The organism is Noviherbaspirillum sp., from assembly GCF_035654295.1.
Classification (GTDB): domain Bacteria; phylum Pseudomonadota; class Gammaproteobacteria; order Burkholderiales; family Burkholderiaceae_D; genus Noviherbaspirillum.
In genome coordinates this window covers 1-21784 of sequence record NZ_DASRXF010000112.1, presented here as the reverse complement: position 1 = coordinate 21784, position 21784 = coordinate 1, and the positions used below count along the sequence as shown (strand labels likewise).

Annotated in this window: 16 protein-coding genes; 4 read left to right on the top strand and 12 right to left on the bottom strand. The window is 63.3% G+C overall.

Going from position 1 to position 21784, the window contains the following annotated elements:
• The coding region (locus VFF99_RS11950) for a hypothetical protein (RefSeq protein WP_325018149.1) at nucleotides 1-246 on the top strand (246 nt) is incomplete at its 5' end.
• 109 nt (nucleotides 247-355) lie between these two features.
• Here VFF99_RS11950 and VFF99_RS11945 read toward each other — a convergent pair.
• The 4 genes from VFF99_RS11945 to VFF99_RS11930 all read right to left on the bottom strand — a co-directional run bounded on the left by VFF99_RS11945 (nucleotide 356) and on the right by VFF99_RS11930 (nucleotide 6148).
• The gene (locus VFF99_RS11945) at nucleotides 356-2329 is read right to left on the bottom strand and encodes a hypothetical protein (protein ID WP_325018147.1); all 1974 of its coding nucleotides are present in this window, start codon (nucleotides 2327-2329) and stop codon (nucleotides 356-358) included.
• A gap of 102 nt (nucleotides 2330-2431) precedes the next feature.
• Entirely contained in the window at nucleotides 2432-2932 is a 501-nt protein-coding gene (locus tag VFF99_RS11940; protein WP_325018145.1) for a DUF421 domain-containing protein, read from the bottom strand.
• 12 nt (nucleotides 2933-2944) lie between these two features.
• A complete protein-coding gene (locus VFF99_RS11935) occupies nucleotides 2945-3466 on the bottom strand; it encodes a PRC-barrel domain-containing protein (RefSeq protein ID WP_325018143.1) in 522 nt (173 codons plus the stop codon).
• A gap of 75 nt (nucleotides 3467-3541) precedes the next feature.
• Nucleotides 3542-6148, bottom strand: a complete 2607-nt coding sequence (locus VFF99_RS11930; RefSeq protein WP_325018141.1) for an FAD-dependent oxidoreductase — start codon at nucleotides 6146-6148, stop codon at nucleotides 3542-3544.
• A gap of 723 nt (nucleotides 6149-6871) precedes the next feature.
• Here VFF99_RS11930 and galU point away from each other — a divergent pair.
• Nucleotides 6872-7777, top strand: a complete 906-nt coding sequence (gene galU, locus VFF99_RS11925) for a UTP--glucose-1-phosphate uridylyltransferase GalU (protein WP_325018139.1) — start codon at nucleotides 6872-6874, stop codon at nucleotides 7775-7777.
• 321 nt (nucleotides 7778-8098) lie between these two features.
• Nucleotides 8099-10807: a PAS domain-containing hybrid sensor histidine kinase/response regulator gene (locus VFF99_RS11920; protein WP_325018137.1), complete on the top strand. Its 2709-nt coding sequence runs from the start codon at nucleotides 8099-8101 to the stop codon at nucleotides 10805-10807.
• A gap of 50 nt (nucleotides 10808-10857) precedes the next feature.
• Here VFF99_RS11920 and VFF99_RS11915 read toward each other — a convergent pair whose 3' ends face one another.
• Complete coding sequence (locus VFF99_RS11915) at nucleotides 10858-12258, bottom strand: sigma-54 dependent transcriptional regulator (protein ID WP_325018135.1); 1401 nt, start codon at nucleotides 12256-12258, stop codon at nucleotides 10858-10860.
• Nucleotides 12259-13425: 1167 nt separating this feature from the next.
• Between VFF99_RS11915 and VFF99_RS11910 the strand changes: the two genes are divergently transcribed.
• Nucleotides 13426-14376 (top strand): sigma-54 dependent transcriptional regulator, encoded by a 951-nt coding sequence (locus tag VFF99_RS11910; RefSeq protein WP_325018133.1) that lies wholly within the window; start codon nucleotides 13426-13428, stop codon nucleotides 14374-14376.
• On the opposite strand, the gene VFF99_RS11905 is transcribed toward VFF99_RS11910, so the two are convergent.
• From VFF99_RS11905 to infB, 7 genes are all read right to left on the bottom strand, one after another.
• Nucleotides 14377-15243 carry an SDR family oxidoreductase gene (locus tag VFF99_RS11905; protein WP_325018132.1) on the bottom strand — a complete coding sequence of 289 codons (867 nt, stop codon included), beginning with the start codon at nucleotides 15241-15243 and terminating at the stop codon, nucleotides 14377-14379.
• 78 nt (nucleotides 15244-15321) lie between these two features.
• Nucleotides 15322-16332, bottom strand: coding sequence for a tRNA dihydrouridine(20/20a) synthase DusA (gene dusA, locus VFF99_RS11900; protein WP_325018130.1), 1011 nt, complete (start codon nucleotides 16330-16332; stop codon nucleotides 15322-15324).
• Nucleotides 16333-16341: 9 nt separating this feature from the next.
• Nucleotides 16342-17247, bottom strand: coding sequence for a DMT family transporter (locus VFF99_RS11895; RefSeq protein WP_325018128.1), 906 nt, complete (start codon nucleotides 17245-17247; stop codon nucleotides 16342-16344).
• A gap of 94 nt (nucleotides 17248-17341) precedes the next feature.
• Entirely contained in the window at nucleotides 17342-19180 is a 1839-nt protein-coding gene (gene typA, locus VFF99_RS11890; RefSeq protein ID WP_325018126.1) for a translational GTPase TypA, read from the bottom strand.
• 110 nt (nucleotides 19181-19290) lie between these two features.
• Nucleotides 19291-20229, bottom strand: a complete 939-nt coding sequence (gene truB, locus VFF99_RS11885) for a tRNA pseudouridine(55) synthase TruB (RefSeq protein ID WP_325018124.1) — start codon at nucleotides 20227-20229, stop codon at nucleotides 19291-19293.
• A 40-nt stretch (nucleotides 20230-20269) separates the two neighbouring features.
• The gene (rbfA, locus tag VFF99_RS11880) at nucleotides 20270-20656 is read right to left on the bottom strand and encodes a 30S ribosome-binding factor RbfA (protein ID WP_325018123.1); all 387 of its coding nucleotides are present in this window, start codon (nucleotides 20654-20656) and stop codon (nucleotides 20270-20272) included.
• Between the two features lie 84 nt (nucleotides 20657-20740).
• The coding region (gene infB / locus VFF99_RS11875) for a translation initiation factor IF-2 (protein WP_325018121.1) at nucleotides 20741-21784 on the bottom strand (1044 nt) is incomplete at its 5' end.

The window sequence follows — 21784 nt, the reverse complement described above, 5'->3', positions numbered from 1 at the left end:
GACCACCGGAACATATTCCAGCCGGCCCAACCGGACCTGGAGGAGAACAAGATGAAAGCGAAGAAAAGCGAGCGCATCATTGTCGAGGAACTCGAAGGCTTGCTGGACGAAGATGACCTGATCGACGACGACTACCTCGCGGCGATGCTGGGCCGGCGCCGGCACCCGGCCGACAGCCATGCGTTGCGGCGGGCGCAGGCGCCGCGGCGGTACAAGCAGGTGCTTGCACGGCGCAGGCGGTTTTGATGGAGGGGTGCTGGTGGGTTTCGCTGCGCTCTACCCACCCTACCGTTCTCTATAAAGAATCGTCGGGTGGGTAGAGCGAAGCGAAACCCACCGCGCCCCAAAGCCACCCCTACTTCCCCCGCCCGCGCGGAAGATTGCGAATCATCTGATGCAGCAGCGGCGGCAAGGCCGCCTCCTCGATCGTCGCGAACGGGTGCCGCGGGCTCATGGCGTTGAACAGGCGCGGGACGGCTTCGGCGGCAACCAGGGATTTGCCGGAACTGCTGCCGGAAAACCCGCGCGCGAACGCGATCTTCAGGTTTCCCCATTCGTTGTAGTCGTTGAGCACACTCCTGCCGGCGCCGGACAAGGTGTTGATGTTGCGCGCGATGGTCCCGCCGGTGAGCATGCCGTTGTTGTCCCAGTCCGCATAGGCGCCGCCGGCGCTGCCGCGTCCGATATTGCCAGCCTCCGACAGCCTCGACTCGTCCAGCGGTGCGCCGGTGCCGTCCGAATAGCTCATCAGGAACTCATCGCTGCACGGCGAGTTCTCGGTCAGACCGCAATAGCTGATGCCCTTGAGGCTGTTGGCGAGGTAGTAGCGTTCCGCCGCGTACACGCTGTCCGGCGAGGCGCTGAGCCCGGCGAACTGGTACATGTAGTTCATCACGCTGTAGTGGTTGGGCTTGTAATTGACGTCTTCGTTGCCGCCGTGACGCAGGCCGAGGTTGTGGCCGAACTCATGCATCAGCGTGCTGGCCTGCATGTTGATCAGCATGTTCAGGCCCATCTCGGAATCGATCAGGAAGCCGTAGCCGCCAAGCGAAACGATGAGGTCGTTGCCGGACATTTCCGAGATGCCGGACGGCCCGGGGCCGCCGTCGGTATTGAGGGAATTGGCGAACAGCGCGTAGTGGAACAGGAGCCGGCGGCGCACATCCATGTTGCCGTTCTTGACGGCCTGGAAGGAGGCGCAGCCGGCACGCGCGCCGGCGCCTTCCGCCGAGGTGTCGAGCTCGATGCAGGGCGAAAACGGCACGGCATTGCCGCCGCCGAGGTTATAGGCCGCGAGCGGTGCGTAAAGGGCGCCGGCGTCCATGTGGAGCGCAATGCCTTTGTCGGCGAACGCCTTTTCCATTTTTTGCAGGGCTTCGCGCCGCGGGCGGGTGGCGATTTCATCGCCGTCCATGTAATCGATTTCGAGGAAGATGTCGCGCCGCCCGGCCCTTGCGCCCATGGCGTAGAGGTCGAGCCCGGCGTAGGTGCCGCCCTTCACCTTGGCGCTGTCGGGTATGCCGTCGCGGTCGGAGTCGACGACACCGGGGGCGACGTCGTTCAGGCCCGCCGGCGTGGCGAAATTCACCAGCTTCCAGTCAGAGGCGCTGTTGGTGTCCGCCACGCCGCCGGAGGCTAGGCGCACGATGGACTTTCCGTGTTCTTCAGCACCGGAGGGCAGCGCTGCAACGCCGGCGCCCTGCCAGCCGCCTTCGGTCAGCGGCGCCTGGGTGGATGCGCCGAAGCGGACGAAGTCCGCCGTCGCACCGCCGCGCACCAGTTCGACCGAACCGCTGGCATTCCAGAACGGCCGCTTGGCGCCGTTCTTCACATAGACCATCTGCGTGTTGTCGGCCAGTTCATCGGAGGTCTTGCCGGCGATGACGAGATGCGCGCCGGGCGCGATAAGCACGCCGGGCAGCGGGAATTCAGCGGCGTCATTCGTATTGGCGCCGCTCGCCGTATCAAGGTAGGAACTGCGCAGCACATATTGCGAAAGCTGTACCGCGCGGGTAGACGTATTGACCACCTCGAACCAGGCGATGTCGTTGCTGTAATAGTTGGTCGCGACTTCGGAAATCAGCAGGCCGCCAGCATCGCTGGTCGGGATCGAATAGGCGGGAACGGTGGTGGTGCCGAGCGGTGAGTTGGACGCCGGCGGGCCGGAGTCTGCCGCGCTCGCCCCGGTATCGGGCGCGCTTGCCAATGCTGCGGACTGCGCCGCGTCTTTGCCGCCTCCCCCGCACGACGCCAGGCCGAAGGCAAGTGCCAGGCTGGCGGCAAGGCACCGCAGCCGGAATGCGCCGAGTGCGCGTTGTGTTCCATGCATGTTGTCTTCCGGAATTCCGAATAATTCCTAGAGACAACATGGCGGGGAGAAAGTTTTCCGCAGAGGAAGTTAATTTAGATGACTTGCCGAACGTGCAACCGTTCAGCCTTTGTACTTGACGATACTGATTTGCCCATCCGCCTCGATATGGGCTTCCTTCACCTCATCCAGCGACTCGATGCCTGACTGGCGCAGCTTGCTCCAGAGCTCGTCGTCCGTGATCAGCTCGCGCTTCATGTTGCGCCTGAGCATACGGCCCTTCCAGATAAGGCGGATCGGTTGCGGTTCCGCGAAGCGCCGGAAGATGGGAAAACGGAAACTGAGCCAGTCGAGAAAGACATTCCACGAGATGAGCGTTGCGACCAGCACCATGCCGTCGGTAATGCTGGTGTATTCGCCCGACATGGCGTTTTGCGCCGCGTCGGCGACGATGACGAGGACCAGCACGTCGGCAATGCCCACGGCGCCGATGTCGCGGCGGATGACGAAGCGGAACACGACGAAGAGGAACCAGTACATGGCCGAGCCGCGGATGATGATTTCCGCCAGCGGCAGGCTCAGGCTGAACATTTCCTCCCAATCGACAGAGAGCAATTGATCCATGCGCGAGCTCGACTAAGGCTTGACCGGATTGGCGTTCGGGCTGCCGGAAGTGATATCGCTGCCGGCAGGGTTTCCGCGCCCGACCCTGCGGCTCCAGTAACGGTCTATCTCGTCGACCCACTTCCTGTCGGCCATGTCGGGCCATCTTGCCTTGTCGAATCCCGGCGCCTGGCTGATGGTCTCGCTGTCCGCATGCAGGATGTAAAAATTACCATTGTCGCTCGGGCGCAATGCCTGCCAGGGAATGGCATGGAGCTTGTTGCCGACGCCCATGACGCCGCCGAAGCTGACCACCGCATACGCGATCTCGCCGCGTGCCCCGTCGAGGACGAGGTCCTTGATCTGGCCGATCTTCTTGTCCTTGGCATCGCGCACATTGGTGCCGATGATGCGCGAGCCGCGGTACAGCTTGTGTTGCCGGGGAGTCGCCTCGGGCGCTGAAGCAGCGGCACCGGTGGGCGGTGCCGGCTGCGCCGAGACATCGAAGGCCATCGCCAGCGCGATGGACAAGGCAGCGTGCAGCAGTGTATTCATGCAAGCCCTCTTGCTCGGTTTCTGTCATCCATTGGAAACGAGCAAGGGGTATGCCATAGGCAAGGCGTCCCTCGCCTATTCCGCCGCGACCACGCGATTGTTCTCCATCCACTTCACCGTTTCGGCCGCCTTCTTGCCGGCGATGAAGGCATGGTCGGAGTTGTAGTACTCCCATTCGCTGTAACGTCCGGCCAGGATGATGTCGTGCTTGCCGAGCCAGGCCTTGATCGTTTCCACATTGCGCGCACGCGCATGGTCGTACACCACGTAGGCATACGGCATGTCGACTTCGTTGGCAGCGATGATCTTGTCATCCTCGCGGAACATGCCGACCTTGATGCAATCCTGGATGCAGCGGTCGATCAGTTCCTGGCCGCTGAAGGGTAACGGCTTCCACGTCGGCGAATAGGTGATCTCGCAGGTGATGCCGAAGCCGCCGGGCGGATTGCATTCCGGGCTGGCGTTCCCCTGCACGAAGATGCGATGGAAAATGGTGTCTTCCGGGTAGTAGATCCAGTGCTTCTCGGTGATGTTCTCGCGCGCCACGCCGAGATTCACGCAGCGCACCGAGATATGCTTGAGCCCCGCCGCCGCCTGCTTCACTTCTTCCGGCGCCTCGTCGCCGATGATCTTCACCAGCTCCGGCAGCGGCATGGTGCTGATCAGACTGTCGTACTGGTAGCGGCGGCCGTCGCGCAGTGCGATCGTGCGCTGGCGCGGCGATACCTGGACGACGTCGGCATTCAGTTCGATCGTGCCTTTGATGTGCGGCACGAAGCCCGATACCAGCGCCTGGAAGCCGCCGCGCAGCGGATAGCCGAAGCGCGCGTTCGGCCCCATCGGCTTGGCCACGGGCTGCAGCGCGCCGTCGATGATTTCCTCCAGGTTGGGCAGGGGCACGCGGCCGCCCAGCCACGAGGTTTCCATTTCCGTCAGCGGCACCGCCCACAGCTTGCGGTTGTACGGAATGGCGAAATGCTTGGCGATGCCGGCGCCCCATACCTGGTGGATGAACTCCTCGAAGTTCGCCGGCCCGCGCTTGTCCAGCGCCGCCACATTCCCGCCCGGCAGCGCTACACCGCCGTCAGCACAGCAGTCCCCGGCGCGCGCGGTTGCCGGCGCGGTCTTGCCGGTGGTGCCGAAGCGCGCCTCGATGGCGCCCATGATGCATTCCTTGATGACGTCGGGCGGCAGTCCGTACAGCGCGCCCTGGAACGGGTAGCGGGTGTAGACGTTCTTGCTGTAGACCCAGGCTTCGCGGTTCTGCCAGTGCACGTTCGATCCGAGCAGGAGCTCGTACAGCTCCAGCACATAGGGATCGTTGGAAAACATGATGTGGCCGGCGTAGTCGAAGGTGAAGCCATTGTCCTTGATCGAGCGGCACCAGCCGCCGACCATCGAATGGCGCTCCAGCAGGAGCGCGTCATGGCCGAGGTGATAGGCGGCGGAGAGGCCGGTCGGTCCGCCGCCGATGATCGCGGTCTTGGCGAAGCGCGGCATCTCGTGCTGCTGGTGCTGGCGCAGACGGTTGATGCCGGCAGCTGCCTCGGCTGCCTGCTCTGCGGCGGTATCGTTGCGGTCGGCGCGCGGACGCGTCGTGGCCAGCAGGTCCACCATCTTGTCGACCGTGGTATCCCAGGAGGTCGATGCCAGCACCTTGCGCATCTTCTCTACCTTGACGGCATGCTCCTGCGGGGAAGCCAGCAAGGCGGCCTCGCATGCAGCGATGAATGACTTAGCGTCTCCTGCGATGGAGACGATATCGCCATAGATTTCGGCGACGTCGGTGACGGGCGTGCTGACGATCGGCAGCTCCGCGGCCATGTACTCCAGCGTCTTGGTCGGACTGATGAAGCGCGTCGCATCGTTCAGCGCGAACGGCAGCAGGCAGACATCCCATCCGGCCAGGAACTGCGGAAGGGATTGATAGGACTGCTGTCCGAGGTAATGGATGTTCGGGCGCCGCGGCAGGCTCTCGGGATCGATCTTGACCACCGGCCCGACGAGCACGATCTGCCACTGGGTATGCGCATCGGCGAGCTGTGCGATGAGGCCGGTGTCGAGGCGCTCGTCGATCACGCCGTAGAAGCCCAGGCGCGGGCCGGGGATGTCGCGGTGGGCAGGATGCGAGTTGGCGCGGTCCAGGGATTGCACGAAGTGCGCGGCGTCGACGCTGCTTGGAAAGCAGTGGACATTGGGATGGCGTTCGCGCTTGGCGCGATACAGGCTCTGCCCGCCGGTGAAGACGATGTCGGCCACTTTCAGCAAAGCGCTTTCCCGTTGCAGCAACTGCTTCGGCGCATTCTTGAAAGTCGACAGCTCATCCATGCAGTCGTAGATCACCAGGCGCGGGTGCAGCTCCTGCAGCAGCGGCAATGCCATCGGCGTGTAGAACCAGGCGACGTGGTCGTCGTAATCCCGCACGAGCTGGCGCACCATCTTTTGCAAGTGCGGAAGATGGTCATCATGAAAGCCTTGCTGGTTCAATGAAGTGTGCGGCTGGCAGACGAGAACGCCGGGCACCGGCGTATATGTGCGCAGGAATGTCTTGTCGGCGTCGTATACCGGTTCTTCAATGAACACGATGGGATGTCGCGCCGCGAGGCGGCACATGAGATGCTGAGGCCGTTGAAAGACGAAGTCCCAACGCAGATGGGAAAACACAATGATTGCAGATGCCATGCTATCTCCTTGCCTTGGGGGCATGTTGGATGTTCATGAATGCTGTGGAATGGCGCCGGCGCTCTCGTGGGCAAGTGGCGAGGCAGAACCGGTTCGGGGAAGTCAAATTGAAGCAAGCGGACGTCGACATTGATCAGCACGATTGACGGTGAAGTGAAGAACCACGGACCGGCTTCCCCGCTCCGTCCGCGTGATGCCCGCGCGCACGCGGCAAGCCGCGCCCTGCGCGTGGTCAACGCATTGCGGGATGCAGACGCAAGACCTGTGCCGACGATTCCGCACCGCGGCAATGCCACGGACATTGCGCGCCCTGCCCGGCGGCATCCTGTTGTTCCTGTGCGCATGTTCGGAAATCGATCGTCATCTCGCGGTATGTCGTCATTGATGTTCAGATGGTGTGAAGGGTACGGCGGCGTACGGGCACATCCACTATATGGAGCGGCAAACGCAGCCGCGCTGATGCGGCTCAAGCACCGCTGCAGGCCTGCGCATGATATGCGTCAAGAGTTCCGGCCGCGGCGATTTTCGTCCGTCTCGGTACGCTTCCTGCTTGTCTGACTCCTTGCCGCCCTGCGGGTAAGCGCAAGACGCGCGTAATGGCGTTCACCTCTGGAAAGTCGCCGCCGTCGCGGCCTTCGCCATACATGTAAAAATGGCAAACAGGTGTAATCGTTACCCGCGCGGCATCCGGATTGTTCAACCAAGGAACGAAGAGAGACGACAATGACCAAGATCCGTAAAGCAGTATTTCCCGTCGCAGGTTTGGGCACACGTTTTCTGCCCGTTACGAAAGCATCGCCGAAAGAAATGCTGCCGATTGTGGACAAGCCTCTGATCCAGTACGCCGTGGAAGAAGCGGCCGCTGCGGGCATTACCGAGATGATTTTCGTGACCGGGCGCGGCAAGCGTTCCATCGAGGATCACTTCGACAAGGCCTACGAACTGGAATCCGAGCTGGCGTCGCACGGCAAGGTCAAGCTGCTGAAGGAGATCCAGAGCTTGTTGCCGGAGAACCTCCACTATTCCTATGTGCGCCAGAGCGAAGCGCTCGGCCTGGGCCACGCGGTGATGTGCGCCCGCCCGCTGGTGGGCAACGAACCGTTCGCCGTGGTGCTGGCAGATGACCTGATCGATGCCGACGTTCCCGTGCTCAAGCAGATGATCGACCTGCACGGCCAGCACGGCAGTTCCGTCGTCGGCGTGCAGAACGTGCCGCTGGAACAGACGCAGCAGTATGGCATCGTCCGGCCGCAGTCGATGGGCGTGCGCATCCACCGTGTGGGCGACATCGTCGAAAAGCCGGCGCCCGAGAATGCACCCTCGACATTGGGCGTCGTCGGCCGCTATGTCTTCACGCCGGAAATCTTCGATTTCCTGGAGCGCGTGACGCCGGGCACCGGGGGCGAGATCCAGTTGACCGATGCCATCGCCGCCATGCTGGAGAAGCATCCTGTGCTGGCCTACGAATTCAAGGGCCGCCGCTACGACTGCGGCTCGAAGATCGGCTATCTGGAAGCAGTGGTTGTGTACGCGCTGCGCCACCCGGCGGTAGCCGAGGAGTTCGGCAGCTTCCTGTCCACGCTGAAGCTGGACGGCGTCAAGCACAACGTCGGCGGCATGAGTGCCTGACGAATGGCGGAGCGACGGCGTCATTCCCATCACGCATGCAAGATGTGTCCATGCATTTGTCCTGCATCAAACATCGCCGTCGCCCGGCATGCGCTTGCCGAAACGAAAGCAATGCCTGCAGCGCTAGTATCGGTATCGGATGGCAAGCGGCGGGCGGATCGATGCCGCCGGCTTGCCAACCGTTTTTCCCGGACGCGGTGCTCGCACGGTCCGGCCTGAGGAGTCGTTTTCATTATGTCGGTCCCGAATCAACAGGTGTTGCCCATACGAGGGGTAGAGCAGCCACCATCGCCCGCGTCCGGCGGAAGCCGGCCTGACGCCATGCGCGCGCTTCCTCCATACGACAATGCCAGCCTCGCGGAGGAGCGCTATCTCATGCTGGTTGACCGTTGCGCGGAAGGCGTTCTGTTCGTGCGCGCCGGCCGCATTGCGGTAGCGAGCCGGGCAGCGGCCCGCCTGCTCGGTTATCCCGCTGCGGACAAGCTGGCAGGGAAAACGATCGAGGAAGTGCTTCAATCCGCACGCCCGGAGGCACCGTTGCCGGTCACGCTCGAGAGGGCATTGCCGCTGCCGGAGGGCGGTATCCTCCATGCGGAGATCACGTTTGCCGACGATCTCGCCTCGGAGGCGGCGGAGGGGACGCTGGTCATCCTTCGCGATGCCGGAGCGCGCAAGAGTATCGCGTCCGCACTTTTCCAGCATGACCAGTATCTCCGCCTGATCACGGAAAACGTACCGATCCTGATTTCCTACGTCGGCGCCGACGGCCGCTACCGCTTCGTCAACAGTACCTACGAGCGCTGGTTCAACCTGACGCGCGACGCCATCGTCGGACGCCGCGTCGAGGAGGTGGTCGGCGACGCCTACGCGCAGATCGCGCCGTACATCATGCGCGCCCTGAACGGGGAACAAGTGACCTTCGAAGCCGAGGTCGACACCCGGCTGGGGCGCAAGCATGTGCTCGTGACCTACACGCCCGATTTCGGGGTGCACGGCACGGTGTGCGGTTTCTCGGCTACCAGCATGGACATCACCGAGCGGCGCAATGCCGAGCAAGAGTCCCGCGAGCAGGGACGGCAGCTGCGCCTGCTGGCCGATGCGCTGCCGGTCATGATCGCCAAATGCGATTGCGATTACCGTCTCGTCTTCGTCAACAAGACCTTCGCCGACCGCCATGCGCTGGAACCGCAGGACGCGATCGGCAAGCGGCTTCCGGATGTAATGGGCGACGCGGCCTTCGCCGCCATCCGCCAGTACATCGACGCAGCGCTGCAGGGGCAGCCGCAGGAGCACGAGTTCAACATGCCCGAGCCCGGACGCACGGAACGCACGCTGCACATGATGTACGTGCCGGAGTCCGGCGAACACGGTGCGGTGCGCGGCCTGGTGATTGCCATTACCGACACCACCCGCCTGCGCGTGACCGAGGAGCAGCTGCAGCGCAGGGAAAGAGAGTTCAAGACGCTGGTCGAGAACTCGCCGGACATCATTTCGCGCATCGACCGCAATATGCGCCATGTCTATGCCAACCCGGCCATCGAACGGCTGACCGGACTCAAGGCGCACGAAGTGCTCGGCAAGAGCAAGGCCGAACTGGGCATGCCGCGCAGCGTGGTGCGCGCCTGGGACGATGCGGCACGCGCCGCATTCACGACCGGCGTGGACCAGCGGCTGGACTTCGACCACATCATCGACGGCCAGATGCGTTACTTCTCGGGCCGCGTGATCCCGGAGATCGACCGCTACGGCAATATCGAGTCGGTGGTCGGCATCGCTTACGACGTCACCGAGCGCGCGCGCATGGAGAAGGAGCGCGATGAGCTCCTGGCGCGGGAGCGCACCGCGCGCATCCAGGCGGAGACCGCGGCGCGGGCGCGGGACGAATTCCTGGCGATCGTGTCGCACGAGCTGCGCGCGCCGCTCAACGGCATCCAGAGCTGGGCGCACGTGCTGGAAAACTATGTCAAGGACGCCACCGCGGCGCCGCTGGCCCAGCGCGCGCTGCAGGGGATCAAGACCGGCGTCGGGCAGCAGGTGCGCCTGATCGAAGACCTGCTCGATGTCACGCGGATGATGAGCGGCAAACTGCGCCTGGTGAAGCAGCCGCTGGCGCTGCTGCCTGCGTTGCAGGGGGCGGTGGAGAGCGTGCGCGCGCTGGCCGCGGCCAAGCGCATCAGCATCACCTGCGCCTACCGCATCACGAGCGAACAGGTGGAAGGCGATGCCGACCGCGTGCAGCAGATCTTCTGGAACCTGTTGTCCAACGCGGTCAAGTTCACGCCGGAAGGCGGCAATGTCTGGCTCAATGCGTCGTGCAACGACAACGACATCCTGGTCACCATCCGCGATGACGGCGTCGGCATCTCGCCGGATTTCCTGCCCCATCTGTTCAACCGCTTCAGCCAGGAAGACACGTCGAGCACGCGCGACCATAGCGGACTGGGCCTCGGCCTGTTCCTCGTGCGCCACCTGATCGAGCTGCACGGCGGCCATGTGAAGGCAGAGAGCGAGGGTGAAGGCAAGGGCTCGACCTTCTCGGTGACCTTCCCGCTGCGCGCGCGCGCCGACAAGTACCTGACGGTCGGCCCGTCGGAGCTCGGCGGCACCGGTGTGCCCCTGCCTTCCCTGGAGGGCCTGCGCGTCCTGCTGGTGGACGATCAGGAGGAAGCGCGCGAGTCGCTGACCGTGGTGCTGACGGGCGCCGGGGCCAAGGTGTTCGCCGCCTCCTCATCGTTCGAAGCGGTGGCGATCCTGGATGCCTGCCCGCGCGACGGCCTGCCCGATGTGCTGGTCTGCGACATCGCGATGCCGGGCGAGGACGGCTATTCCGCCCTGCGCCGCCTGCGCAACTGGAAACCGCGGGAAGGCGGCACGCCGCTGCACCGCATGCCGGCGCTGGCGCTGACCGCCTTCGCGCAGCGCGAGGACCGCATACGGGCTCTGACGGCCGGCTTCCAGATGCATGTCACCAAGCCGGTGGCGCCCGAGGAGCTGATCGTGGTGATCGATACGATGGTGACGCGGGAGTGATTCCCGCGCCGCCAGCGTGTTCAGCGGTGGTCAGTGATGGTCAGTGGTAGTCAATGATAGGAATCGCTGCTGCTGCCCTGCATCGAAGTGTCGTCCTTCTTCTGCATGCCGGCTTCATACGGCCCGTACTCTTCCAACCGGTTGTACAGCGTCTTGAGGCTGATGCCGAGGATGTCGGCAGCGCGCTTCTTCACACCGCCGCACAGTTCCAGCGTCGCATAGATCAGCTTGCGGTCCACGTCCGCGAGCGAAGTCCCGACGGGGATCGCGAGCGTCAATCCGACCGGCGACTGGGTGGTGATCACCGGGGCCAGCGCCGCGGCGTCGATGGTATGGTCGGACAGGATGAAGGCGCGCTGGATGTAATTGCGCAGCTCGCGCACGTTGCCGGGCCAGTGGTAGTTGCTCAGGCAGGCCAGGCCGTCGGGCGACAGAACCTTGGCAGTACCGTGCGCGGCGTTGAGCTGCTCGAGGAAATGCTGGGCCAGCAATTCGATGTCGCCGCCGCGCTCGCGGAGCGGCGGGATCTTCAGCGGGAAAACGTTCAGCCTGTGGTAGAGGTCCAGGCGCAGCTTCCCTTCCGATACGGCCTGTTCCGGATCGCGGTTGGAAGCGGCGATGACGCGCACATCCGTCTCGATCTCCTGATTGCTGCCGATCCGCATGAAGGAGCCGGTCTCCAGCACACGCAAGAGTTTCACCTGCAGTTCGATCGGCATTTCCGTGATTTCGTCGAGGAACAGCGTGCCGCCGTTGGCGCGCTCGAAGTAGCCTTTGTGCTGGCGGTCGGCGCCGGTGAAGCTGCCCTTCTCGTGGCCGAAGATCTCGCTCTCGATGAGTTGCGGCGAAATGGCGCCGCAGTTCACCGGCAGGAAGGGGTGCTTGGAGCGCAGGCTCAGCTCATGAATGGTCTGTGCAGCGAGTTCCTTTCCGGTGCCGCTCTCGCCCAGCAAGAGCACGGTCGCTTCGGTGGGGGCAACGCGCCCAATGTGGTTGTAAAGTTTTTGCATGGCGGGCGCAGCGCCCAGCATCTGGCCGAAGTGGCCCAGCCGGCGCAGTTCGCTACGCAATACGCCGATCTCTTCCTTCAAGTCCACCGTACGTGGAATGCGCGACAGCAAGGCCTTCAGCCGGCGGAAGTTGATGGGCTTGGTCAGGTAGTCGGCGGCGCCGAGGCGCAGGGCTTCGACCGCCGTTTCCACGCTCGCGTGGCCGGTGATCAGGACGATCTCGGTCGTCGCGCGCGACTCGATGTCATTAAACAAGTCCATCCCGCTGCCATCGGGCAACTTGAGATCGATGAGCACGACGTCGGGACGCTGGCGCATGATCTGGCCCTGCGCGTCCTTGATGCTGCCGGCCACCGCCGTGGTGAACCCTTCGGCGGCGGTGATTTCGACGAGTGCTTCTCGGGTGTTGACGTCATCGTCAACGATCAATACATGCGGCATAGGAACTGTTCTCTATATGTTTGTTCAACGATCTCTTGCGCACGGCTTGCCTGCGCGGCGAGCCGTGCATGTCGCCTGCGCCGTCTGTGACGCAGGCAATTCATGTCCTGGGGAAAAAAAGAACCTGGGGCTGACTGCTACATCGGAATGCCGTCGATCCGAAACCTGAACTTGACTATCTCAGCATACGTCCCATGGCGCTATTGTCCAGGGATGCGAGCGATCGCTTCTTGACCCAAAACAGCGGACGTTGACGTTATCGTCCGTGAGATGCAAACGAGCCCGGCGGCCTCCGGCATGAAGGCTGCTGCCGCGTAGTCTCCCCGGCCTGGGGAGTGCGCGCTGTGGGGATGCGGGCGGCATCGGGATGTGCCGCAGGTACCTTGTCCTGCGCGGCACGCGCCGCCGGAGCATGTGCTCCGTCATCGGCGACACGCGCTGCCGGGATCCTTCTACTTACTTGGAGCCCGAACCCGAGCCGGAGCCGGACGAAGTGCCCGAACCCGAGCTGCCGCCCGAACCGCCAGAGGCGCCCGAGGAACCCGAACCCATCGAACCGGATCCGCCTGCTCCGCCCGAGGCACTGGAACCCTGAGATCCGCTTGCACCGGAACTCTGGTCGCCCGCACGACGTTCGCAACCGACGGCCGTCAGACTGAGTGCAGCGACGACCAACAGGATCTTGGATGTAGTCTTGAGTGCATTCATTCTTGTTCCTTTCACGAAAAGTTAGCAATGTCTCGTTCTTGACCAGTTCATTTGCGATTAGTTCTTAACTTTTTCGCAAAGTCGGCTGTAAGTGCGACGCAGCTTCCGTGCCATCCCCGCCACTTCATGCCCTGCGCTGAACGGCCAATGGGTGCGATCCGCATGGAAATACTTCAGCGTAAAACTTACAGGCGCGGCGTAAGCATTACATCGAGACCAATGCCCTGCGGACATCACTGCGAGATAGCCGTAGAAAGATCTTCCACGGCCAACGCAGCAGGCAGACGCACACGCGTATATCGTGTATCGTTGACTTGTGCTTTCCCGATCGCCTGCAAGAAGCCTTTGCGCAATGGAACTGAATTAGCGCAAGAGAATCTTCAGGCATTGATGTAACAATCGTGAACGCTTACCGGGTCCGGCAATGCCGTCGCACTCCGGTCACCGCCTGGAATCCTTATGACTCTCGATAACTCTTTCAAGCGCTTCGGCATCCTGTACGGTTCGTCGCCCGTGATGGAGCAACTGCACCAGCAGGTGGAGAGGGTCGCCGCGACCGATGCCACCGTGCTGCTGGTGGGCGAGAGCGGAACCGGCAAGGAACTGATCGCCAACGCGATCCATCACGTCAGCGCGCGGCGCGACGAAGCCTTCGTCGCGGTCAACTGCGGCGCCATCCCGGCGCACCTGATCGAGGCTGCGCTCTTCGGCCATGAGAAGGGCAGCTTCACCGGCGCCTCGCGGCAGCACATCGGCTATTTCGAACACGCCTCGCGCGGCACGCTGTTCCTCGACGAGATCACCGAGATGCCGATCGACATGCAGGTGAAACTGCTGCGCGTGCTGGAAGCCGGCACCTTCCTGCGCGTCGGCGGCGACGAGGAAGTGAAGGTCGACGTACGCCTGGTGGCGGCGACCAACCGCGACCTCGATAGCGCGGTCAAGCAGGGCAATTTGCGCGAAGACCTGATGTACCGCCTTGCGGTGTTCCCGATACGCGTGCCGCCGCTGCGCGAGCGCGGCAGCGATATCGAGATGCTTGCGCTGCACTTCCTGCAAACGCTGAACGAAAAGGAAGGAACGCAGAAGGTGTTCTCGCGCAATTCGCTCGATGTCATCCGCTCCTATTCCTGGCCGGGCAATGTGCGCGAACTGAAAAACGTGGTGCACCGCGCCTTCATCCTCGGCACCGATACGCTCGACGTCGAGGATTGCATCTCCGACCTCGCGGCGAAGAAGCCGACGGTGCACGAGGGCTATCTCAATTTCTTCGTCGGCACGCCGCTGGCGGACGCACAGAAGGAAATCATCCTCGCCACGCTCAAGCACTACAGCGGCAACAAGCGCCTCACCGCGGAGGCGCTTGGGATCAGCCTGAAGACCTTGTACAACCGCCTGAAGGAATACTGATCAGGTATTGATGACTTCGCCGCCGTTCGGATGCAGCACCTGTCCGGCCATGAAGGAGGCATCGTCGGAGGCGAGGAAGACATAGGACGGCGCGATCTCGTCCGGCTGCCCTGCCCGGCCCAGCGGCGACTTCTCGCCGAAGCCTTCGACTTCCTTTTCGCTGAAGCTGGCCGGGATGAGCGGCGTCCATACCGGCCCCGGCGCGACCGCGTTGACGAGGATGCCTTTTTCGATGAGCTGCTGCGACAGCGAACGCGTGAAGGCGACGATGGCGCCCTTGGTCGATGAGTAGTCGAGCAGGTGCGAGCTGCCGCGGTAGGCGGTCACCGATGTCGTGTTGATGATGCGCGCGCCGGGTTTGAGGTGAGGCAGCGCCGCCTTCACCGTGAAGAACATCGCGAAGATGTTGGTGCGGAAGGTTTTCAGCAACTGCTCTTCGGTAATGTCTTCAATGCTGGTCTGCGGATATTGTTGCGCGGCGTTGTTCACCAGGATGTCGAGGCGGCCGAATTTCGTGATGGCGGTATCGATCATCTTGGCGCAGAACGCGGCGTCGCCGATGTCGCCGGCGATGGTCACGCAATCGCGCCCGGCCGCTTCCACGTGGCGCTGCGTTTCCTTGGCATCCTCGTGCTCGTCGAGGTAGGCAACGACGACATTCGCGCCCTCCTTCGCGTAGGCAATCGCCACGGCGCGGCCGATGCCGCTGTCGCCGCCGGTGATCAACGCCACCTTGCCGAGCAGCTTTCCGCTGCCTTTGTAATCCTGCATTTCCGCCTTGGGCTTGGGCGTCATCGCCGCTTCGGATCCGGGCTGGTGATCCTGGTGCTGTGCGGGAATAGAGGGTTTCTGGTCCTTGCTCGCCATGTGCGCTCTCCATAAGATCGTCAATCGCGCAGGAGCGAGCAGGTTCCATGCCAAAACCCTGGCACGGAAGGAAGGATGTCAGGCGGCGAGCGGTTGCATGCGCGACAGCGCTTCCAGCAGGAGCGCGGGATCGCCGGAAGCAAGTTTTTTGGAATCGGACAAGGTCTGGCGGAAGGCGCGCGCGCCGGGCATGCCGGCCATCAGACCGAGCATGTGGCGGGTGATGCTGTTGAGCTTCAAGCCCGCGCCATTGTTGCCGTAGCGGACGAGCTGTTCGCGGATATAGGGCAGCATGGCCTCGATCACCTGCGCACGGCTCTTGGGCGGCGCATCGTCGCCGTAATAGCGCGCATCGAAGGCAGCCATCAGGTAGGGGTTATGGTAAGCCTCGCGCCCGAGCATGACGCCATCGACATGTTGAAGGTGCAGGTCGATTTCCTCCAGCGTCTTGATGCCGCCGTTGATGAGGATTTCCAGCTGCGGGAAGTCGCGCTTGAGCTGGTAGGCGTACTCCGGCTTGAGCGGCGGAATCTCGCGGTTTTCCTTGGGGCTGAGGCCCTTCAGAATGGCATTCCTTGCATGCACGATGAAGGTTTTGCACCCGGCATCGGCGATGGTGCCGACGAAGTCGCGTACGAAATCATAGGTCTCGACATGGTCGATGCCGATGCGGTGCTTGACGGTGACGTCGACCGATACCGCGTCGCGCATGGCCTTTACGCAATCGGCAACGAGCTGCGGCTCGGCCATCAGGCAGGCGCCGAACGCGCCCTTCTGCACGCGCTCCGACGGGCAGCCGCAGTTCAGGTTGATTTCATCGTAGCCCCACTGCTCGCCGAGCTTCGCGCTCTTCGCGAGGTCGGCCGGCTCGCTGCCGCCGAGCTGCAAGGCGACGGGATGTTCGATCTCGCTGTAATCCAGGTGGCGCGGCACGTCGCCGTGGATCAGCGCGCCGGTCGTGACCATTTCGGTGTACAGCCAGGTGTGGCGCGTGATCTGGCGATGGAACACGCGGCAGTGGCGGTCCGTCCAGTCCATCATCGGGGCGACTGAAAGGCGGCGCGAGGGAAGTTTGGCGGGTGCGTTCATGCTTGTCGTCTATTGTAGTGCGGTACTTTCCCGCTTGCCCTGTTTGCCCGATGGCGCAAGCTCGTTGAACACGAGCGCGGCCATGACGACCGCGCCGCCGATCAGGGTTTCCTGCGCCGGCACTTCGCCCGCGCCCAGCCATGCCCACAAGGGGCCGAGCAAGACTTCCAGCAGCGCCAGCAGCGAGACCTCGGGTGCGGAGAGATGTTTCATTGCCTTCACCATCAGCATGCAGGGCAGGCCGAGCTGGAAGAAACCGAGCGTGGCAAGGATCAGGATGTCGTGCATCGAGGTGTTCAGCGGCCACGCAACCGGCAGCATAAGCGCGGCCGAAAACACGCTGCCCAGCAGCACCGCAGGAATGAGGTCCACGCCATGCCCTGCGCGCTTGATGGCGATGAGGTTGAACGCCGCGGCGACCGGGACAGCACCGGCAATCATCATCCCGACGAGGTGTTTGCCGCCGACCTCGCTCATGCTGTTGACGAACATCCAGGAAATGCCGACGAAGGCCGCGCCGATCGCCAGCCAGGTGCGCGGCGCGACGCGTTCCTTGAGGATGACCCAGGCGAGGAAGGCGGTCAGCAGGGGCGAAACGCTCAAGACGATCAGCGTGTTGGCAACGGTGGTACGCGTCAGCGCCACCATGAAGCACACGAACATGACGCTCCACATCAGGCCGCTCACCACCCCCATGCCCCCGGCGTGGCGTATGGTCGCGACGGTGCGCGCCGCGCCTTGCTGGTATAGCAGCGCCCCGCCCACGAACAGGCCGGAGAACAGGCTCCGCCAGAACGTCACCTCGAAGCCCTGGGCGGAATCGAGATGGCGTGTCAGCACGCCGGCAATGCTCCACAGCGTGGGAGCAATGATCATCAGCAGAATCGCCCGCTGGTGGGATGTCATTAGTGGCATAGGAGTCTGGAAAAAACGAACCCGGCGGTCCTTGCGGGCGGCCGGGCTTTCGTGAATGCCGGGCGTTGCTGCCCGGCGCTCGGCGCTCGGTTTATTATGCGGCCTCTTCGCGCGATGCACGCTTGCGCTCGTGCTCCTTCAGGAAGCGCTTGCGCAGGCGGATGCTCTTCGGCGTGATCTCGACCAGTTCATCGTCCTCGATGAATTCGACCGCGTATTCCAGCGTGAGCTGGATCGGCGGCACCAGTCGCACCGCTTCGTCGGTACCGGAAGCGCGCACGTTGGTGAGCTGCTTGCCCTTGATCGGGTTGACGACGAGGTCGTTGTCGCGCGAGTGGATGCCGATGATCATGCCTTCGTAGACCGGATCGTTGTGGCTGACGAACATGCGGCCGCGATCCTGCAGTTTCCAGAGTGCATAGGCAACGGCGGCGCCGTCGTCCTGCGAAATCAGCACGCCGTTGCGGCGGCCCGCAAGTTCCGGCTTGCTCGAATCCACCGGTGCGTAGTCATCGAAAATGTGGCTCATCAAGCCGGTGCCGCGGGTGAGCGTCATGAACTCGGACTGGAACCCGATCAGGCCGCGTGCCGGGATGCGGTACTCGAGGCGGACGCGTCCCTTGCCGTCCGGTTCCATGTTTTGCAGGTCGCCACGGCGGCGGCCCAGTTCTTCCATCACCCCGCCCTGATGGGAATCTTCGACGTCGACGGTCAGCAGTTCGTACGGCTCGCACTTCACACCATCGATTTCCTTGAACACGACGCGCGGACGCGACACGGCCAGTTCGTAGCCTTCGCGGCGCATGTTTTCCAGCAGGATGGTGAGGTGCAGTTCACCGCGGCCGGACACTTCGAAGGTGGTGTCGTCGCCGGTATCGGTAACACGCAGCGCGACGTTGGATTTCAGTTCGCGGTCGAGACGGTCGCGGATCTGGCGGCTGGTCACGAACTTGCCTTCGCGGCCGGCCAGCGGAGAATTGTTGACCAGGAAGTTCATGGTCAGGGTCGGCTCGTCCACCTTTAGCATCGGCAGCGCGTCGGGGGTGTCCACGGCGCACAAGGTGCTGCCGATGCCGATGTCTTCGATACCGTTGATCAGCACGATGTCGCCGGCCTGGGCTTCATCGACGAGCTGGCGCTCCAGACCCTTGAACTTCAGCACCTGGTTGATGCGCGCCTTGATCGGGGTGGAATCCGGGCCGTTGAGCACGATCACGTCCTGCAGCGCCTTGGCGCGTCCGCGCTTGATGCGGCCGATGCCGATCTTGCCGACGTAGGAGGAGTAATCGAGCGAGGAAATCTGCAGCTGCAGCGGGCCGTCCGGATCGTCGTCGCGCACCGGCACGTGTTCCAGCACCGCGTCGAACAGCGGCTTCATCGTGCCTTCGCGCACGCTCGGATCGAGGCTTGCATAACCGTTCAGCGCCGAGGCGAACACGACCGGGAAATCGAGCTGCTCTTCGGTCGCGCCCAGCTTGTCGAACAGTTCGAAGGTTGCATTGATCACCCAGTCAGGACGCGCGCCCGGACGGTCGATCTTGTTCACCACCACGATCGGCTTGAGGCCAAGACCAAGCGCCTTGCGCGTAACGAAACGCGTCTGCGGCATCGGGCCTTCGACCGCATCGACCAGCAGCAGCACGGAGTCGACCATCGACAGCACGCGCTCCACCTCGCCGCCGAAGTCGGCGTGGCCGGGGGTGTCGACGATGTTGATGTGGGTGCCTTCGTACTCGACCGCGCAGTTCTTCGCGAGAATGGTGATGCCGCGTTCCTTTTCGAGATCGTTGGAGTCCATCACCCGCGTGTCGACCTGCTGGTTTTCACGGAAGGTGCCGGACTGACGCAGCAGCTGGTCGACGAGGGTCGTCTTGCCGTGGTCAACGTGGGCGATGATGGCGATGTTGCGCAGAGCGCGCTTGGTATTTGACATGGTGGTCCAGTACGTCGATGCGGGATTCAGAGAACCCGAAAGTATAGCATGCTGCGCCGCAAGAATACGGAAATCGCTTGAATTTCAAGGAGTTGCGGGCAGGACAGAAGTCAGGCGGCCGCGCGGTCGGCGATCAGGCGTTCGGGGGCAAGAATGCCGTATTCCATGAGCTGTGCGGTGCCGAGCAGGCGCCCGTTTTCTCCGGCATAGACCCGGGTGCGGCCCTGGTATTGCGGATAAGGCAAGCCTTCCTTGCCCAGCGCGATGCGCTGACCATGGAGGAAGCGCTTGGCAAGCAGCTCGGGTAGCCGCACCGGCGGAAATGTGGACAGCAGCGCATCGACCGGTGCGAGCATGCGGGTGCGCTCGGTTTCCGGTGTTTCGGCGAGTGTTTCCAAGGTGACTGCATTGTCCAGGGTCAGCGTGCCGACCTGGGTGCGGCGCAATGCCTGCAGGTGCGCGCCGCAGCCGAGTGCCGTGCCGATGTCTTCCCCCAGCACACGGATGTAGGTGCCCTTGCTGCACGTCACGCGCAGCCGCAACAGGGGCGCTTCGTAGTCGAGCACGTCGAGTGCATGGATGACAACCCGGCGCGCTTCGCGCTCGAGCACCACGCCGGCCCGCGCATATTCATACAAGGGCTTGCCGTCGCGCTTCAAGGCTGAGTACATCGGCGGCACCTGGAGGATTTCTCCGCGGAATTTCGCCACCGCGGCGTCGATCTGCGCGCGGGTGACATTCACCTCAAGGCGCTGCATCACCTCGCCTTCCGTATCACCGGTGTTGGTGGTCACGCCGAGGTGCACGACGGTTTCGTAGGTCTTGTCGGCTTCGAGCAGGTCTTGCGAAAACTTGGTCGCTTCGCCGAAGCAAAGCGGCAGCAGCCCGGTGGCAAACGGATCGAGCGTGCCGGTATGGCCCGCCTTCTGCGCATTGAGCAGGCGCTTGGCCTTGATCAGGACATCGTTGCTGGAGGCGCCTGCCCCTTTGTCGAGCAGCAGGACGCCGTCGATGGGCACGCGGGGTTTCTTGGGCGGGAATTGCGCCATGTCGGAATTCTGTTTGTGCGCCGGCCGGCGCCGAAAGCGGTCAGCCTTCGGCGTCCTTTGCCCGCGTGGCGTTGGCCTGGTCGATCAGTTTCGACAGCTCCATGCCGCGCGCGGTGGAGGTGTCGTGCACGAAGTGCAGCTCGGGCGTGGTGTGGATCGTCAGCCGCCTGCCGAGCTGGCCGCGGATGAAGCCGGATGCCTTGCGCAGGCCGGACAGCGTGTTCTGCACCGCCTCGTCGTTGTCGACCAGGGTCGTGAAGAATACCTTCGCATGCGCGTAGTCAGGCGTGAGCTGCACCTCGGTGATCGTGATCATGCCCACGCGCGGGTCCTTCAGCTCGTAGGCAATGATTTCGGACAGGTCGCGCTGGATCTGGTCGGCCACGCGTACGCCGCGGCCGGGAATGGATTTACTGTGTTTAGCCATGATGATGCGCCCCTAAAAATGTCATAGCCCGGAGATGCCGCGAGGCGCCGTCCGGGCTACGCAACCGGTGTGCGAAACCGGTCATTACAAGGTACGGGCAACCTCCTGGACTTCGAAGATCTCGAGCTGATCGCCTTCCTTGATGTCGTTGAAGTTCTTCAGCGACAGGCCGCACTCGAAGCCGGCCTTCACTTCCTTCACGTCATCCTTGAAGCGCTTGAGCGAATCGAGCTCGCCGGTCCAGATCACCACGTTGTCGCGCAGCAGGCGGACCGAGGCGCCGCGCTTGACGAGGCCGTCGAGCACGTAGCAGCCGGCGATCGAGCCCACCTTGCTGACGTGGAACACCTGGCGGATTTCGACCAGGCCCAGCGTTGCCTCGCGCTTCTCGGGCGCCAGCATGCCGGACATGGCGGCCTTGATCTCGTCCACCGCATCGTAAATGATGTTGTAGTAACGGATGTCGATGCCGCTGGATTCCGCCAGCTTGCGCGCCGATGCGTCGGCACGGGTGTTGAAGCCGATGATGACGGCCTTGGATGCCATCGCCAGGTTGACGTCGGATTCGCTGATGCCGCCCACCGCCGCGTGCACGATCTGTACGCGCACTTCGTCGGTCGACAGTTTCTGCATCGCATGCACCAGTGCTTCCTGCGAACCCTGCACGTCGGCCTTGACGATCAACGGCAGGTTCTTCACCTCGCCCTCGGCCATCTGCTCGAACATGTTCTCCAGCTTCGCGGCCTGCTGCTTCGCAAGCTTGACGTCACGGAACTTGCCTTGGCGGAACAGCGCGATTTCGCGCGCCTTGCGCTCATCGCCCATGACCATCACTTCTTCACCCGCGCCCGGCACTTCGGTCAGGCCCTGGATTTCGACAGGGATGGACGGACCTGCATCGACAATGTTCTTGCCGTTCTCGTCGAGCATTGCGCGCACGCGGCCGTAAGACGAGCCGGCGAGCACCACGTCGCCGCGCTTGAGCGTGCCGGCCTGTACCAGCACCGTGGCGACCGGGCCGCGGCCCTTGTCCAGCTTGGCTTCGATGACGAGGCCCTTGGCGTGGGTATCGATCGGCGCCTTCAGTTCCAGCACTTCCGCCTGCAGCAATACGTTTTCCAGCAGGTC